Here is a 17,633-nt window from a genome sequence, read left to right on the forward strand (position 1 = left end):
TTGGCTCATCCGATGAGCTTAATATCCTCAATTAATTATAAAAAATAAACCTAAAGGGGACAGGGGAGAAAAATATGAGTAAAGGGGAACGCAGGACTGCGCTCAAACCGTTAGCACTTAGTATTGCTGGTGCGTTAATGGCGATGAGTTCAGTTGGGGCAAGCGCTGCAAGTTTTAAACTGGGTAATTTTGACGTTACATTCGACTCGACATTTTCAGCCGGTGCGGCTTATCGAATCGAAGAACGAGACTTTAACAAACACATTGGTAAGTCAAATAACCAGTTGTTTGATTGGAGTGGTTATAAAGGATATGCACCACTTTATCCAAACACCCAAGTTTGGGCCCAAACGGGTTCATACTCGACCAATGGTGATTTAGGTAACCTAAATTACGATTCAGGTGAGTCTTTTTCTGAGGTACTAAAAGGTTTCCACGAGCTTAATGTTCGCGGTGACAACTACGGTGCAGTATTAAGCTTTATGTATTATAAAGACTTTGCAGCAGAAGGTATTGGTTACCAAAACCCTGTTACAGGTCAATCTTACGACATTTGTCGTGACAAAGAAGCAAAAGAGCTTGTTTGTGAAGACTTCCGTGTATTAGATGCCTATCTTTACGCTGACTTCGACTTCAATGACGGTGCGACTCCGGTATCAATCCGTGTTGGTGAGCAAGTTTTATCTTGGGGTGAAAGTACGCTTATCCCTCACGGTATTAATGTAAGCCCTGTTGATATCGCTCGTTTAAGAGCACCAGGTGCTGACCTTAAAGAAGCGTTTATCCCGGTAGGTATGGTTTGGGCCAATGTAGGTCTGAGCGATGCGTTCTCTCTAGAAGCGTTTTATCAATATGAATGGCAAGAAACTTACCTTCCTGCGCCAGGTTCATATCACTCAAGTAATGACTTTGCCGGTGAAGGCGGTCAATTCAACAATATTCAATTAAACTTCGCGTCAAACCCAGACTTAGACCGTGATGGCCTAATTGCCGGTTTAAACGAAGTTGGTATGATGTTAGGTACTGGTGCAGTTGACCAAGAAACTGCAGCGAATATGTACTTAGGTTATGCAACCAAATTTGCCATTCGTAACGATCAAGGCGATCAGTTTGCAAGTGATAGTGGCCAGTTCGGTCTTAAATTAGGTTGGTTCGCAGAAGAACTAAACTACACTGAGTTCGGTTTTTATTACATTAACTACCACAGTCGTCGTCCATTGATCTCGGGTGTTGCATCTGACTTTAGTCAGCAGGCAATAGGCGCTGATTTGACGGTAATGGCATCATCTCAAGCAAATGGTGGCTTAACGGTAGACCAGTTTAATAATCTAAATGCCTTCACAAAGGGTATTATCGTATTCCCAGAAGATATCGAACTATACGGTTTTAGTTTCAACACGACTGTCGGTACAACAGCGGTTTCTGGTGAAATTTCTTACCGTAAAGATGAGCCATTCCAAATCGACGATGCTGAGCTATTGTTTGCGGCAATGCCACAACAGTTAGCAAACGCTGGAATTCGTGGTGAATTGGACGGTTTATCACAATACGGTCGTCACAATATCGAAGGCTGTGACATTCAATCTCCAGAGCTAGGTCAAACTGCAGACGGTTACTGTCGTTTTGATACGCTACAAGCTCAAGCAACAGCGATTCACTCGTTTGGTCCAAGCCTAGGCATGGATAACTTCAATGCTGTGTTTGAAGTTGGTTATGTGAAGATTGAAGACATGCCTGCTCCGGAATTATTACGCTTTAATGCACCAGGTACTGGCCGAAGTGGTCAAGGCTACGATACAGTGGCAGCTGGTGTACTTAATGGTGTACAAAACGGTGTTGCTGAAAACCAAACATTCCCAACTGAAGATGCGTGGGGTTACCGCGTGATTCTAGCGGGTGAAATTAACCGTGTAATGGGTTCATTCAATGTAAAACCTCGTTTTACTTTCTCACATGACGTTGATGGTGTAACACCTGATCCACTTTATTTGTTCATTGAAGACAAGAAGTCAGCGAGCTTAGCTGTTGAAGTTGAGTACCAAAGCAGCTTCTCATTTGGCTTTGCTTATAATACGTTCTACGGCGGTGTTGGTAACTCAAATACTCAAGAAGATCGTGATTACGTCTCTTTCAATGTTAAATATTCGCTGTAAAGGATAACTAAATTATGAATAAGATTACGTTATTGTCTTCTGTTGTTGCATTGGCTTTTGCCTCTGCAGCGGCAGACGCCAAAGTTGCTCCAGCTGAAGCAGCTAAATTAGGTAAAGAATTAACGCCATACGGCGCCGTTATGGGTGCAAATGCTGATGGTTCAATCCCAGCATGGAAGGGTGGTATTACAGAAGCACCTGCTGGTTACACAGTTGGTATGCACCACCCTGATCCGTTCCCGAACGACAAGGTATTGTTCACGATTACAAATGCGAACAAAGACCAGTACAAAGAACACTTGACTCCGGGCATCATCAAAATGTTCGAAACGTACCCTGAAACGTACAAAATGGACGTTTATCAGACTCGTCGTACAGCCTCGTTCCCGCAACACGTTTATGACGCGACTATCGCAAATGCGACACGCGCAGAACTAGTTGAAGGTGGTAATGGTATTACTGGCGCAGCGATTGGTGTTCCTTTTCCGATTCCACAAAACGGTCTAGAAGCAATCTGGAACCACATACTACGATATCGTGGCGAACAAACGACGCGTAACGGTGGTCAAGCTGTCCCTACAGCAGATGGCGACTTCACTTACATTGGTTTTGATGAAGCGATTTCTATTGAGTACTCAAAGAAAGGCGCTACGCCGGCTGAGTTAGAAGAGAGCAACATCCTTTTCCGCTTTAAGCAAAACGTAACTGAGCCTGCTCGTCTAGCTGGTACTGCACTACTAGTTCACGAAACAATGGACCAAGTTAAAAAGCCTCGTCAAGCGTGGACATATAACTCAGGTCAACGTCGTGTTCGTCGTGCACCTAACGTAGCGTATGATGCGCCAGGAACAGCGTCTGATGGCTTACGTACAACGGATGATTTCGATATGTACAATGGCGCGCCAGATCGTTATAACTGGGAGCTAAAAGGTAAGAAAGAAATTTTCATTCCTTACAATAGCTACAAGTTACACAGCGATTCTTTAAGCTATGAAGACATCATTAAACCTGGCCACATTAACAGTGACTTAGTTCGTTGGGAAAAACACCGTGTTTGGGTTGTAGAAGCAACGCTTAAAGATGGCATCAGCCATGTTTACAAAAAGCGTACTTTCTACATCGATGAAGATAGCTGGCAGATCCACATTGCAGATTTATACGATAACCGAGATGAGTTATATCGTGTAGGTGTTGCATATGGCATCAACTACTACGAAGTTCCTACACATTGGAGTACGCTAGATGCGTATTATGATCTAAACTCAAGACGTTATATTGCGATTGGTTTAGATAATGAACAAGAAATGTATGACTTCCAAACGGAACAAAAATCTAGTGACTTTACTCCGGCAGCGCTTCGACGCGCTAACCGATAAGCTAGTATCAAAAACGGTTGGCCTAGCCAACCGTTTTTACCTTTCTATTACAACCCCTTTATTGATTTATATTTAGAGTTCCATGAAAAACATTCTGCAACTTTCAATCTTATTTTCCTTATTGACTTTTAGTCTCTCTAGCATTGCTGAACAAAGTGCTGATGCCGTTCCAGCAGTAAAAAGTCAATTGGCAGAGCAAAGGCTCTTAACGAACATTACAAAAGTAAACAACACTGTTATTGCGGTAGGAGCACGTGGGCATATTTTATTGTCTACTGATGGAACAAACTGGGAACAGGCCAACGTACCTGTAAACGTATTATTAACTTCGATTTCTTTCTCTTCAGAGCTTGTGGGCTATGCAGTTGGTCATGACGCCACGATTTTGAAAACAGAAGACGGTGGTAAAAATTGGACGCTATTAAACTACCAACCAGAATTAGACAGACCATTTCTTTCTGTCTCAACTAGTAAAGATAAAGTAGTAGTAGTTGGCGCCTATGGTATGTACTACGAGAGTCAAGACAACGGTGTAACTTGGGAAAATGTATTCCAAGATGAGCTGTTGATAGAAGACGACCGTTTATACCTTCAAGACATAAAAGAGTTCGAACCAGAGAACTATGAAAAAGAACGCCAATATTTATTGCCTCACTTTAATCAAATTTTGATAACTGACGACACTTGGTACATGGCTGGTGAAGCCGGTTTCTTAGCGCAAAGTGAAAATCAAGGTCAAGACTGGCAACGTATTGATATGGAGTATTACGGCTCTTTCTTTGCCGTAGAAGAGTACGAAGGCAAACTAATTGTGGCTGGTCTTCGCGGAAACATGTTTATCCAAGATGCGGTGTTATCAGGACAATTCGAATGGCAAGGGCAAGTCTTACCAGGTAAAGCAACGCTAAATGACATTTTAATACTGAATGACAAGATTTTCTTGTTTGGTAATTCAGGCAACATGTACTTTACCCAATCAGGTGAAAGCGTTAGTCATCATCTTTTTGAAGATGGTAAGGCTGTTATGGCTGGTGAAGTGCTTGGTGACAAGTTGGTTCTGGCAACTGAGTCAGGCGTAAAGACCCTATTAATTTCAGAATTAAAATAAAAGAGAAAAATAGATGTTTATTCACTCTTTAGAGAATTTTTTGTTTAGGCAACGACTGTTTGTCATTGCGCTATTTGCTGTGTTGACAGCACTATTGGGATTCCAAGCTTCTAATATCGGTTTGGATGCGTCATTTAATAAGAATATTCCTTTGAAACACGAGTACATGCAGACTTACGTGCAGTACAGTGAAGAATTTGGTGGTGCGAACACGGTTTATATTTCGGTCTGTGACCGCGAAGGCGATATTTTTAATCCTCACTTTTTTGATACGCTCAAAAAAGTTCATGATCAACTTTTCTTTATTCCAGGTATTAACCGAACCACTGTTAACTCTTTATATTCACCTAGCACACGTTTCATTGAAGTCGTTGAAGATGGCTTTGCAGGTGGTCCTGTCATTCCAGCAGACTTTCAAGCTGACGAACGCGGCTTAGCGCAAGTTAAACAAAACATCGAAAAGGCAGGCATTATTGGTCGTAGTGTTGCCGATGATTATTCTTGTGCGATGGTTTCGAGTCAGCTGTTGGAAGTAAATCCAGAAACGGGTGAGACCTTAGACTCGATTGCTCTTGCAAACAAACTAGAAGATCAGATCCGTGGCCAATATGAAGATGAGAAAATCTCGATTCATATTATTGGTTTTGCGAAAATGATTGGTGACGTAGCTGCTGGTGCAAAAGGCGTATTAGTCTTTTTTGCCATCGCCATTGCAATCACAAGTTTGATGGTATGGATATTCTGTCGTTCAGCATTGTTAACCGTATTACCGATCGCTTGTTCGCTTATCGCAGTGATTTGGCAGTTAGGTATGTTACATACCATGGGCTTTGGCTTGGATCCTATGTCCATTTTGGTTCCGTTCTTAGTATTTGCCATTGGTGTTAGTCACGGTGTGCAAATGATCAACTCGATCGGCAAACGTGTGCACGAAGGTATGACGGCTAAAGAGGCGAGTTGTGCGAGCTTTGTTAAGTTATTAATCCCTGGCGGAATTGCGTTATTGTCAGACACAGTCGGCTTCTTAACACTACTAAACATCGAAATCGGTATCATTAGAGAGCTAGCGATCACCGCGAGTGTGGGTGTTGCGGTCATTATCTTCACCAATTTATTCCTCCTTCCAGTGTTAGCCTCTTATATCGACTTTGAAAACAAGTTTAAGAAGACAGAGCATGACTCGCATGATCATATCTGGCGTGCAATGTCGTCTTTAACAAAGCCAAAAGTTGCATCTGGAATCTTACTAGTAACTGCATTGTTGTATGTCTTTGGTTATGTGAAGAGCCAAGACATGAAGATTGGTGACATGCAAGCGGGGGCTCCAGCGCTTCATTCAGATTCGCGTTATAACCAAGATACGTTCTTAATTACAGACCGCTACGCGATCAGTACTGACATTCTGAAAGTCATTGTTGAAACAAAAGAGAGCGGCTGTACCTACCATTCTGTAATGGACACGATTGATCAATTCCAGTGGCGTTTAGAAAACGTTCCAGGTGTTCAGTCTGCGGTAAGTTTGAGTTCGGTAGCAAAGGTGGTTAACACTGGCTTTAATGAAGGTAACCTAAAATGGCGTACTTTACCTCGCAACTCGACATCATTAGTACAGTCGACCGCGCGTGTAGAGACGAGTACAGGATTACTGAATCGTGACTGTAGCGTTATGCCTATCGTTTTATTCTTAGAAGATCATAAAGCGGAAACCATTGAACGCATTGTTGATGAAGTCAAACAAGCGCGTTTAGAAATGGAAACAGATGAAGTTAAGTTTAGGCTTGCTTCAGGGACAGCAGGCGTTATGGCTGCAACTAATGAGGCCGTTAAAGCAGCTCAAATTCCAATGCTTTGGTATGTTTACGGTGCAGTGATTATATTATGTTTAGTCAGCTTCCGTTCAGTCAAAGCGACAATCGCGGTCGTCCTGCCGCTCTTTGTGGTTTCAACGTTGGCGCAAGCATTAATGACTTACTTAGAGATAGGATTGACCGTTTCGACTATGCCAGTAATTGCGCTAGGCGTTGGTATTGGTGTGGATTATGGCATCTATATTCTGTCAACAATGGTTGAGTCTATTCGTAATGGTAACTGTTTACGAACGTCTTACTTCAATGCATTGAAAGAGCGCGGTAGCGCAGTATTATTTACCGGATTGACGTTAGCAATCGGAGTAAGTACTTGGGTATTCTCAGCTCTTAAATTCCAAGTAGACATGGGTATTTTGTTAACATTCATGTTCTTAGTAAACATGTTGGGTGCGATTATTGTTCTTCCAGCGCTCGCAGCCTTCTTGTGGAGAAAACAAAACACTGCAGATTAAAAAAAATTATTGAAATTTTTTCTGCATATTTAATTAAAAAAGCGACGTTTAGTCGCTTTTTTATTTAGCGGTAATGCATATCTGCCTATCTAACACATCTGAACAGTGATCCTAATGCGAACGCATTGAAAAAATTCGTTTTAATTAAATCCATATTAGAGCTACACTTGTTGTGTCAAAAAAAATATAACAAATATCAGCATTTAATAGTTATAAGGAAACTGTAATGACCTTGTTACGTAATTCCTCTTCCGTGATCCTTAAAAATGTCTCAAAGCTTATCGCAGACAAGTTGCCGATCGAGCGTCAACAATTCGTCGAGCAGTTTGCTTCAATCCTATTTGAAAACATCTCACAACAAGACTTAGAAAAAAGAGTAGATGTCGAATTATACGGGGCGGCTTTGAGCTTGTTTAATGCATTCAATGAGGCTCATACTGGTCAACCGTTCATAAAAGTCTATAACCCAGAATTAGGCAAACATGGCTGGGAATCAGAACACACTATCATTCAAATTGTAGTGAACGATCTTCCGTTTTTGGTTGATTCGGTGCGAATGGCCCTAAATCGTTTAAATATTACTTCTCATTTATTAATTCATACTCCTATTCGCGTAAACAGAACCAAGAACGGTGAGGTACAAGAATTCGTTGAGCTAAAATCTGACTCTAAATCGACCCACCAACAAACGGTTTTCTTGATTGAAGTTGATCGTCAAACAGATGCAAAGGCCTTAAAGGCAGTTGAAGCGGAGTTAGAGTCTGTTTTAGAAGACGTAAGCCTAGCGGTTGACGATTGGAAACCAGTTCAAAAGAAGCTTCAAGAATGTATTGCTGCTGCTAAGAAGTCTAAAGTTGGAAACAAAGAAACGTTAAAAACAAACATCGAGTTTTTGGAGTGGGTAGCAAACCACAACTTTACTTTAATGGGCTATCGTGAATACAAGGTGTCGCCAGTTAAAGGTGACATGGAGATTAAGCCTGTCGCTGATTCAGGATTAGGCCTGCTCAAAAACAGAGACGAGCAAACGCGGTTATTGTCTAGTTTTTCAAATGCTGCTCGTCAAGAAGCACTTTCGGATAACATTTTGGTTATCACAAAGACCGGTGCTCGTTCTCGAGTTCATCGTCCTGCTTATATGGATCATGTTGGCATTAAAATATTTGATAAAGAGGGCAACGTCGTTGGCGAACACCGCTTTATCGGTCTTTATGGCGCTGCATTTTACAATGCAAGTGTGCAATCAATTCCAATGTTGCGTGAAAAGATAGAAAGAATCGCTGAGAAGTCTAGTTTTGCAAAAGGCAGTCATGCATACAAAGCATTAATGAATGTTTTAGAAACGTATCCACGTGACGAACTAATTCAAGCTAGTGAGCAACACCTTGCCGAAGTGGCGTTGGGTGTTTTGCAAATGCAAGAACGCGATATGACCAAATTGTTCATTCGAAAAGACATCTTTGGTCGCTTTTATTCTTGTATGGTGTTTGTTCGTCGTGAGCGTTATAACACTGCGCTACGTCGAGAGACGCAACAGATTTTGCAACAAGCCATGAATAGTGAAGGCGAAGTCGAGTTTACGACCTTCTTCTCAGAGTCACCTTTAGCTCGTACTCATTATATCGTTCGAGCGACAGATCAGGATATTGAACCTAACGTGAAAGAAATAGAAAACAACCTAAACGAAGCAGCACGAACTTGGGATGATAAATTATCATCAGCATTAATTTCATCTTTTGGTGGGGCCAAAGGCAAAGAGCTTGCAACAAAGTACGGTAAAGCATTCCCATCGTCTTACAAAGATCAAGTATTACCATCAACGGCTACCGTAGATATTAAGCATTTAGAAAAACTTACAGATGAAAACAAGCTGAGCATGTTGTTTTATCGACCACAAGAAGAAAGTGATAAAAATGCAGTTCGTTTGAGTTTGTTCCACAAAGACGAGCCGATTCACCTTTCTGATGTGTTACCAATTCTAGAAAACTTCGGTTTACGCGTTATTGGTGAAACGCCATATCAAGTTAAAACTGAGGAAGGCACGAGCTGGGTGATGGATTTCACCATGCGTTTAACCAATGGAAGTAACTCAGATTTTGAGACAACTCAAGAGTTATTCCAGACCGCGTTTGATGATGTATGGAAAAATAATTTAGAAAACGATGGCTTCAATCGCCTTATCCTAGGTGCAACACTAAGCGGTCGTGAAGCTTCGGTTATCCGTTCATATGCTAAATATATGCGTCAAATTGGTGTGACATTCTCTCAAAGCTACATCGAGAGTACATTTGATCGTTATCCTAAGATTGCGGCGCAATTGGTCGAGTTATTCACGCTTAAATTTAAGCCTAAAAAGGCCAACGAGAAGAAATACGACAAGCTAAAAGATAAGTTACTACTTGAGTTAGATAATGTAGCGAACCTAGATGACGACCGTATTATTCGTCTATACATCACATTGATGGACGCGACTCTACGCACTAACTTCTATCAAAAAGCAGAAGATGGCACGGATAAGCCGTACATTTCATTTAAGCTATTGCCAGAGCAAATTCCAGAAGTCCCACTTCCGAGACCTAAATTTGAAATTTTTGTTTACAGCCCACGTATTGAAGGTGTTCACCTTCGTGGTGGTAAAGTTGCTCGTGGTGGATTGCGTTGGTCAGACCGCATGGAAGACTTCCGTACTGAAGTATTAGGCCTGGTAAAAGCGCAACAAGTTAAAAATACAGTAATCGTACCTAACGGTTCAAAAGGTGGTTTTGTATGTAAGCAACTTCCTACGACTGGTGGACGTGATGCCTTCTTCCAAGAAGGGCAAGAGTGTTACAAAATCTTTATTCGTGGTTTATTAGATGTTACCGACAACATTGTTCACGGCGAAGTAGTACCACCAAAAGATGTAGTGCGTCATGATGAAGACGATACATACTTGGTTGTTGCGGCGGATAAGGGGACTGCAACATTCTCTGATATCGCCAATGCGATTTCAGACGAATATAATTTCTGGTTAGGCGATGCCTTTGCATCAGGTGGCAGTGTTGGTTATGACCATAAGAAAATGGGTATTACTGCACGCGGTGCATGGGAATCAGTCAAACGTCATTTCCGAGAAATGGGCGTAGATTGTCAAACGACTGATTTCACTTGTGTGGCGATCGGGGATATGGCTGGTGACGTTTTTGGTAACGGTATGTTGTTATCAGAGCACACTAGACTGCAAGTTGCCTTTAACCACATGCATATTTTTGTCGACCCTAACCCTGATGCAGCAAGCTCATATGTTGAGCGCAAGCGTATGTTTGAATTACCGCGTTCTTCTTGGGAAGACTACGACAAGTCTCTGATTTCTGAAGGTGGTGGCATATTCTCAAGAAGTGCCAAATCTATTACGTTAACACCTGAGATCAAGAAAATGTTAGGCACCAAAAAGGCGAGCCTAACACCAAATGAGTTTATTCGTGCGGCATTGACGATGCAGGTCGACTTGATTTGGAATGGTGGTATCGGTACTTACGTTAAAGCAACGTCAGAAACAGATGCAGAAGTGGGCGACCGTGCAAATGATGCAGTACGTATCAATGGTTGTGAGCTAAAAGCTAAGATGTTTGGTGAAGGCGGCAACCTAGGTCTAACTCAGCTTGGTCGTATTGAGTTTGCCCAAAACGGCGGTCGAATTAACACAGACTTCGTCGACAACGTAGGTGGTGTAGACTGTTCGGATAACGAAGTTAATATCAAAATTTTGCTTAACCAATTAGTAAACGAAGGTGAGCTAACTAAGAAACATCGTGATCAGTTGTTATACGATATGACAGATGATGTATCACGAATCGTTTTAAAAGACTGTTATCGTCAAACACACACGATTTCTATTACTGAACTCAAAGGTGTAAGTCTTGTAAAAGAGCAATTGCGCTTTATCCACGAGTTAGAAAAAGCGGGCAAACTCGATAGAGATTTAGAGTTTTTACCTAATGATGAAGAAATTGCTGAACGCCAAGCAAAAGGCTTAGGCTTTACTCGTCCTGAACTGTCTGTACTCGTTGCATACGGCAAAATGATTCTTAAAGAGCAGTTTGCAATTGATGAGATCAATGATAACCCGTACTACACACCATTATTGATCAAGTCGTTCCCGCCTAAGTTGCAGGAAAAGTACTCTGAGCAAATTCAGCTTCATCCACTTCGTAAAGAGATCATCGCTACGAAGCTGGCTAATGAAGTGGTTAATGACATGGGCCTTAACTATGTTATTCGAATGAAAGAAGAAACAGGTGCATCGGTCGATGAAGTCCTTACTTGTTACATGATGGCGAAAGAAGTATTTGGTCTTTCGGATATTTGGCAACAAATTGAAGACTTAGACAATAAAGTACCTGCTATTGTTCAAACGGAAATGCTGCACCAAATGCGCCGTACAGTACGCCGTGCATCACGTTGGTTCTTACGTCATCGCAACAAGCAAATGGACTTAGCTCAAACGATCAAGCATTACAAAGCGAACTTTGACAAGCTTTCTACGCATCTTGGTGATTACTTAGTTGCAGGTGAAAAAGCGCAACTAGACTCAGCACAGAAAGGGTTTGAGAAAGAAGGCGTTCCAAGCCACATCGCGGCTTACGTAGCACAACTTTCGTCAATCTTCTCAGTGATGGATATTACTGATGTTGCTTCGTCTACAAAACGAGATGTTGAAGAAGTCGCTTCGTTATACTTCAAGCTTGGTTCTGATTTAGGCCTGCACTGGTTCTTGGATCAGATCACTAATCAACCTGTTGGTAACCACTGGCAAGCACTTGCTCGTGCGAGTTATCGAGAAGAGTTAGATTGGCAACAACGCGCACTAACTGCTGCGGTATTGCATTACAAGTCCTCTAGTAATGATCTAGATGTTATGTACGATGAGTGGCGAGCGTCATTCGATCACATTTTGGGACGTTGGGAACATATGATTGCGGAGTTCAAGACAACTGAAAGTCATGAATTCGCTAAATTCTCTGTTGCATTACGTGAGCTGATGTTATTAAGCCATCATTGTGATACAGCAGTTTAAATAATGTTGTAACTCGAATAAAATACGCCTCGACTCGTCGGGGCGTTTTTGTTTTAGTCATTAACCACCCAAAACCTATTTACCGTTCTATAAGTACCGTTTAAAAGGAACACTGCATGTTTTTCGATTTGGCAAAGAAGTTTATGTTTAGTAAAGACCCAGAGTGGGCTCATGACTTTGCATTAGATAATTTAAGTCGTTTTGCTCATACACCACTTAGTCTTGCATGGAAGCAGAGCTTGCCAAATAAGCCGGTTGAACTTCTTGGAATGACATTTCCCAACCCAGTTGGATTGGCTGCTGGATTAGACAAAAATGGTCGCTGTATTGATGGGTTTGGACAAATGGGTTTTGGTTTTATCGAAATCGGTACAATCACACCATTGGCTCAGCCTGGCAACGACAAGCCTCGAATTTTTAGGCTGCCAGAGAAAAACGCCATCATAAACCGCATGGGTTTTAATAATGGCGGTGTCGATGCACTTGTGGAAAATGTTAAAAAAGCACAATACAAAGGTATTTTAGGCATTAATATCGGCAAGAATAAAGACACGCCAAATGAGCTCGGTCATGAAGACTACGTAAAATGTATGCATAAGGTGTATGAATACGCCGATTACATTACTGTAAATATTTCCTCACCGAATACACCTGGACTTCGCGATCTACAATTTGGTGAGTCATTAACGACTTTATTATCTGCAGTAAAATCCACTCAGCTTGAGTTACAAAGCACGCATAATAAATACGTACCAGTATTGGTGAAAATAGCACCTGATATGGACGATGTCGCGATTGCGCAAGTGGTTGATTGTATTGTTACAGAAGGTATGGACGGTATTATTGCCACTAATACGACGTTATCTCGTGATGCGGTTAAAGGCTTAGAGCACAGTGAAGAGATGGGTGGCTTAAGCGGTGATCCTGTACGTGACATGAGTACCGAAGTCATCAGAAAAATTCGCGATATTAACGCGACGATTCCTATTATTGGCGTTGGCGGTATTGGTAGTGCGAAAGCTGCAAAGGAAAAGTTAGAAGCCGGTGCGAACCTAGTTCAGATCTATTCTAATTTTATTTATCAAGGCCCTAAATTAATTAAAGATATTGTCGAGTCTCTCTAATATAGTTGACACGAGATCCTGCCCTTAATATTCTGCTGTATAACAAATATGCAAAAAAATAGGGCAGGCAGTTTTGGCGACAAGTACAAAAGTTGATTGGAATTGGTTGATCAACTCAGATACGAATGGTTTGGAGCTAAAGTTAGCAGACAACATAACATTTAAAACAGGTATTAAAGGTTCAGAACTTAATGGTAATTGTTATGATGGTGGATGCTTTACCACTTCTGATGCATTTGTTTATAGTTTGCATCGCGACAAGTTCGCGACATTACCTATCAATGAAGAGCATGCCTTTACTCTCGCCATCAATGCCACAGTGGCGACTCATTATTTAAGGCCTTTAGCGACAAAAAGCTGGTATTTTGAGCTAGCAAATAATGATTTATGTCGACCTGTTCAAGCAGGTGACTGGGTCAGCTTGAATGCCATTAATGAAGCCATATATTTAGTTTTAAACACAGATAATACAGCGTCTGACATTATGTTAGTCAGTTCTGAACACCAAATAGATGACCAACGTGTGTTTGTAAGAGGTAAAACCCTCCGTGTTCATAACGATAGACTCAATCCAGTGTTGTATGAAATACAGGAGCATCAATTGTGAGTAGTAACAGCAATCGAGTCGTAATATTAGTCGCCGACGGGTTAGGTATTGGCAGTGCAGCTGATGCAGATGCCTTTGGCGATGTTGGTTCAAACACCTTTTTTCACATTTATCAGCACATGTTATCCGAACATAACCATGTTTTAAAAGTACCCAACTTAGCAAAGCTAGGTTTGGTCAAAGCGTGTGAACAAGCCAATAATTTGTCATTTGATGCCTTTCCAATTCACCAAGTAGAGGGCGCGTATGGACACATGCAAGAACTTTCTACGGGTAAAGATACACCAAGTGGACATTGGGAAATGGCTGGTGTACCCGTGCTGTTCGAGTGGGGCTATTTTAAAGAAAAAACCAACAGTTTTCCGAGCGAGTTCATCGATGAATTAGTTGAGAAGACAGGTGTACCGGGGATTCTTGCCAATCGTCATGCTCCAGGTACAGATGTATTAACGTGGCATGGTAAAGAGCACATCGAAACAGGTAAACCAATTTGTTATACAAGTGCGGACTCCGTATTTCAAGTCGCGGCTCATGAGTCTCATTTTGGGCTTGATAGGCTTTACGAGTTTTGTGAAGTTGCTCGTGAGTTACTTGATAAGTACAACATCGGTCGTGTCATCGCACGTCCTTTCGTCGGTGAGGCGGAAGACGAATTTAAGCGTACAGGAAACCGCCGTGATTATTCAGTTTTACCACCATCGCCTACGGTATTACAACGCAACACGGAAGCCGGAAACGAAGTGATTAGCATTGGTAAAATCAGTGATATATATGCTCATCAAGGCATTACCAAAAAAATTAAAGCGACGGGATTAGAAGCTTTAATCGATACGACGATAGAACAGATGGGCCAAGCCCCGTCCGACAGTATAATATTTACTAACTTGGTCAACTTTGACCAGGACTATGGGCATCGCCGTGACATTAAAGGATACGCAGAAGCACTCGAATACTTTGATACGAGAATGCCAGAAGTCCTTGAACAGTTACAAGACGGCGATTTGTTATTAATCACAGCCGATCACGGTTGTGACCCAAGTTGGCCTGGTACGGATCATACCCGTGAGTATGTGCCTATTTTGGCTTACCGTCATGGTATGAAAGAAGTGAATTTGGGGCTTCGAGATACGTTTGCCGATATGGGGCAGACCATCGCTGACAAACTCAATATTCAAAAAACGGAATACGGTACGAGTTTTTTCAGTCAGCTAAATTAGCCAAATTAAGGGGCAGTTTATGCAATTTGAACACAAAGCGAGATTAAAACGTTTTGGATTCTTTTTTTACTTATCAAGACAACTGCCCCTAGTATTTCTGGTTTTTACTAGCTGTTCTATTTTTGCAAGTAACCCAGAACGACTTGTTCATTCTGATACAGCGGCGATGCCGAGAACGGTCACTGTAACGGGAGTGGGGCAGGCCACTGCATTGGCCGATACTGCAACCCTTCGCTTATCCGTGGAGGATACTCGATTGACGAGTCTAGAAGCGAAGTCATCGGTCGACACTAAAGTAAATCAATTTTTAATGAGCCTTGAAAAACTTGGCATAACGTCTGACGTGATAAATGCTGGATTACTGCGCACTTCACCTCAGTACGAATACTTGCCGAATTCAAAACGTCAAATCATTGGTTACCAGGCCTCTAGAAATATTTCAATTAAGCTCTTTCCACTCGATACTTTAAATGAAGTGATGGACCTAGCACTTTCAATGCAAATAAATAGCATTCACGGCGTAGAGCTCAGTCTTTCAAACGCCGATGAATATAAGCAAAGTGCGTTAAGGGAAGCGACTCAAAATGCAACCGAACAAGCCAAATGGCTAGCGTCTGCCTTCAAAGCCGAATTAGGGCCAATAAGAAAAATCGACACGCTCTCACACGGGCACAATGTTAAACGCATGTCGAATAACATAGAAGCGGTTCAATTACGCAGTTCACCAGGTGAAATGGGGCAGGGCCAATACTTGTTCGAAAAATTAACCTTTGATGCTAAGTTACAAGTGGTCTTTGATTTGGTACCTTTGTCAGATTAAATGAATAATCTTTAACAACCACAATTCCTACTGTGTTTTGATGTTTTACCTATCCCAGGGTTAAATGTATTTGTCGGATCTAAAGATCGATAAAAATCCTTAAGTGTTTGTTCAGCTTCATATAAGTGCCCAACATTATGCTCGGCTGGATATTTGGCGCCTTTTTCATCCAGAAGCTTAAGTATGTCGGCTTTTAGTCGCTCGGGATTGACTCCTTTTTTTAAAATATAGTCTTGGTGAAAAACGTGACAGAAAAAATGACCATAATACAAGCGCTGTTCAAGACGGCTGGTAATGTGCTCAGGAAGATTTTCGACCCAATTGTGTTCATTTCGTTTAAGTGCAATGTCTAAGGCTAGTATCTCACCAACTTCTTTTGTGTGAATTTGCTGATAGCGAGTTGCCGCTCCCGCGGCAACAAATCGATGCAAGTAGGCTGCATCCGTTTCCTTTTGATCGCAAATCAAATAATGACTTGTTGCATGGTGTTCAGTCATGAATTCCGTTAAGAATCGTTGTGCCTCTGTTATCCCATCATCAGTCATTTTGAGGATAAGATGATGTTCGTAGTTTTGATTCATTTCTATGAGACGCTTGGGAAGGTGCGTAGGGAGTAATCGGCTACAAAACTGGAAAAACTTATCTGTAGTGTTTGCTGGAAATAAACCTATATTATTCAGTAAACCATCTATTTTATTTTTTAATTTGAACAAATAAGGTAACTTGTTTGTTCCCAGTTTCTTTACGCTTAAATAGAGATCTTTACCGTACGTTTTCGCTATATTGAACATATCTCTATGCAGATACTCACCTATATCAGGTAGGTGTTCGAATTCGCTTAGAATATGACGACGTAATTTAGTCAAAACGGTAGCGTCATTTGTACCAATATAAAAAGTTTGTTCCTTTTGTGGTTTCTTAAATGTATCTAATCGAACGGCAAAGACGGCTAATTTGCCCGCGCAACCACTTGCTTCATAAAGTCTTTTCGGATCGGCATTAAATCGACTTGGTGAATCTGCATCTATATCTCTAAGTGTCGCTTCGTAATCCTGAGCGCTTGCACATTTGTCCGAAACGGTGACTGACATATCAAATTCGCCGTTTTCTAAATTGGTCAAAATAGTTTCTGGATCATTACCTAGTTCAATATCTAAATGGTTAACTAGTTTCAAATTCCTTTGCTCGTCAAGTTGGGCGTATAGAGCAAGTTCAGTGTAAGCCGGTCCTCTTTTTACTAAAGCTCCACCTGAATTATTCGCGATTCCACCTATGACGGATGCACCTAAGCAAGAAGAACCAATGACTGAATGAGGAGTTCGGTTATAGGCTGTTAACGTTTTCTCTAGTTGATTTAACGTCGCACCCGCAAAGCTTATTACTTGTTCGGCGTTTCCAAGCGTAAACAACTTGTTCATAGCGAGTGTATTGATGATGACAATTGGCCTGTCGTAGTCAACGCCACTTGGCGTCGAGCCCTCCGTAAGGCCGGTATTTGCACCTTGCATAATGATGATTGCATTTTCATCAATGCATATCTGTAAACAATGCCAACAGTCTAAGAGCGTGTCAGGAAAAATGACGGCCAAAGCATCGCCTTCACCAGAGCGCCAGCCTTGACGAAAGTGTTTGCTTTGATTATGGCCTGTTATTAGCCTCGAAGGACCTAATTTCTCAGCTAGTCGTTTAATTAATTTAGGGTTTTCCATAATCTGACTCAATCGTTTTTATTCTGCACCCATGCTAATTTAAAATGGTGCTAAGTGATAACTTTTTCCTGTTTTAGCGAAAAACAAAAGGGTAAAATTAATTGTCATCAATTATTCATTTTTCTTAACGTTTGATTATTGTA

The 17,633-nt window shown here is 41.5% G+C and carries 10 protein-coding genes; 9 read left to right on the forward strand and 1 reads right to left on the reverse strand.

The annotated features are described in order from the left end of the window. The first annotated feature begins 74 nt into the window (after positions 1–74). From AC4E96_RS08185 to AC4E96_RS08225, 9 genes are all read left to right on the forward strand, one after another. On the forward strand, positions 75–2,153 hold the full coding sequence (locus AC4E96_RS08185) for a DUF1302 domain-containing protein (RefSeq protein ID WP_490255463.1): 2,079 nt from the start codon (positions 75–77) through the stop codon (positions 2,151–2,153). Positions 2,154–2,164: 11 nt separating this feature from the next. Then, a complete protein-coding gene (locus tag AC4E96_RS08190) occupies positions 2,165–3,529 on the forward strand; it encodes a DUF1329 domain-containing protein (protein ID WP_490255487.1) in 1,365 nt (454 codons plus the stop codon). An 82-nt stretch (positions 3,530–3,611) separates the two neighbouring features. After that, complete coding sequence (locus AC4E96_RS08195) at positions 3,612–4,637, forward strand: WD40/YVTN/BNR-like repeat-containing protein (RefSeq protein WP_490255464.1); 1,026 nt, start codon at positions 3,612–3,614, stop codon at positions 4,635–4,637. 13 nt (positions 4,638–4,650) lie between these two features. Beyond that, on the forward strand, positions 4,651–6,957 hold the full coding sequence (locus AC4E96_RS08200; protein ID WP_490255465.1) for an efflux RND transporter permease subunit: 2,307 nt from the start codon (positions 4,651–4,653) through the stop codon (positions 6,955–6,957). A gap of 226 nt (positions 6,958–7,183) precedes the next feature. Then, positions 7,184–12,013 (forward strand): NAD-glutamate dehydrogenase, encoded by a 4,830-nt coding sequence (locus AC4E96_RS08205; protein WP_488032555.1) that lies wholly within the window; start codon positions 7,184–7,186, stop codon positions 12,011–12,013. Between the two features lie 116 nt (positions 12,014–12,129). Beyond that, on the forward strand, positions 12,130–13,137 hold the full coding sequence (gene pyrD / locus AC4E96_RS08210; RefSeq protein WP_490255466.1) for a quinone-dependent dihydroorotate dehydrogenase: 1,008 nt from the start codon (positions 12,130–12,132) through the stop codon (positions 13,135–13,137). A gap of 73 nt (positions 13,138–13,210) precedes the next feature. After that, positions 13,211–13,744, forward strand: coding sequence for a cell division protein ZapC domain-containing protein (locus AC4E96_RS08215; RefSeq protein ID WP_488032553.1), 534 nt, complete (start codon positions 13,211–13,213; stop codon positions 13,742–13,744). Continuing rightward, positions 13,741–14,961, forward strand: coding sequence for a phosphopentomutase (locus AC4E96_RS08220; RefSeq protein ID WP_488032552.1), 1,221 nt, complete (start codon positions 13,741–13,743; stop codon positions 14,959–14,961). The genes AC4E96_RS08215 and AC4E96_RS08220 overlap by 4 nt, the downstream gene beginning before the upstream one ends. A gap of 19 nt (positions 14,962–14,980) precedes the next feature. Next, complete coding sequence (locus AC4E96_RS08225) at positions 14,981–15,781, forward strand: SIMPL domain-containing protein (protein WP_490255467.1); 801 nt, start codon at positions 14,981–14,983, stop codon at positions 15,779–15,781. Between the two features lie 11 nt (positions 15,782–15,792). Here AC4E96_RS08225 and dld read toward each other — a convergent pair whose 3' ends face one another. After that, a complete protein-coding gene (gene dld / locus AC4E96_RS08230) occupies positions 15,793–17,490 on the reverse strand; it encodes a D-lactate dehydrogenase (protein ID WP_490255468.1) in 1,698 nt (565 codons plus the stop codon). Positions 17,491–17,633: the final 143 nt, after the last annotated feature.

The organism is Psychrosphaera sp. (assembly GCF_982872775.1).

Excerpts from the sequence above, each read along its gene's own strand:
- AC4E96_RS08200 (WP_490255465.1), top strand. The coding sequence starts at position 4,651 with ATGTTTATTCACTCTTTAGAGAATTTTTTGTTTAGGCAACGACTGTTT.
- pyrD (WP_490255466.1), top strand. The coding sequence starts at position 12,130 with ATGTTTTTCGATTTGGCAAAGAAGTTTATGTTTAGTAAAGACCCAGAG.
- AC4E96_RS08195 (WP_490255464.1), top strand. The coding sequence starts at position 3,612 with ATGAAAAACATTCTGCAACTTTCAATCTTATTTTCCTTATTGACTTTT.
- AC4E96_RS08225 (WP_490255467.1), top strand. The coding sequence starts at position 14,981 with ATGCAATTTGAACACAAAGCGAGATTAAAACGTTTTGGATTCTTTTTT.
- AC4E96_RS08205 (WP_488032555.1), top strand. The coding sequence starts at position 7,184 with ATGACCTTGTTACGTAATTCCTCTTCCGTGATCCTTAAAAATGTCTCA.
- AC4E96_RS08185 (WP_490255463.1), top strand. The coding sequence starts at position 75 with ATGAGTAAAGGGGAACGCAGGACTGCGCTCAAACCGTTAGCACTTAGT.
- dld (WP_490255468.1), bottom strand. The coding sequence starts at position 17,490 with ATGGAAAACCCTAAATTAATTAAACGACTAGCTGAGAAATTAGGTCCT.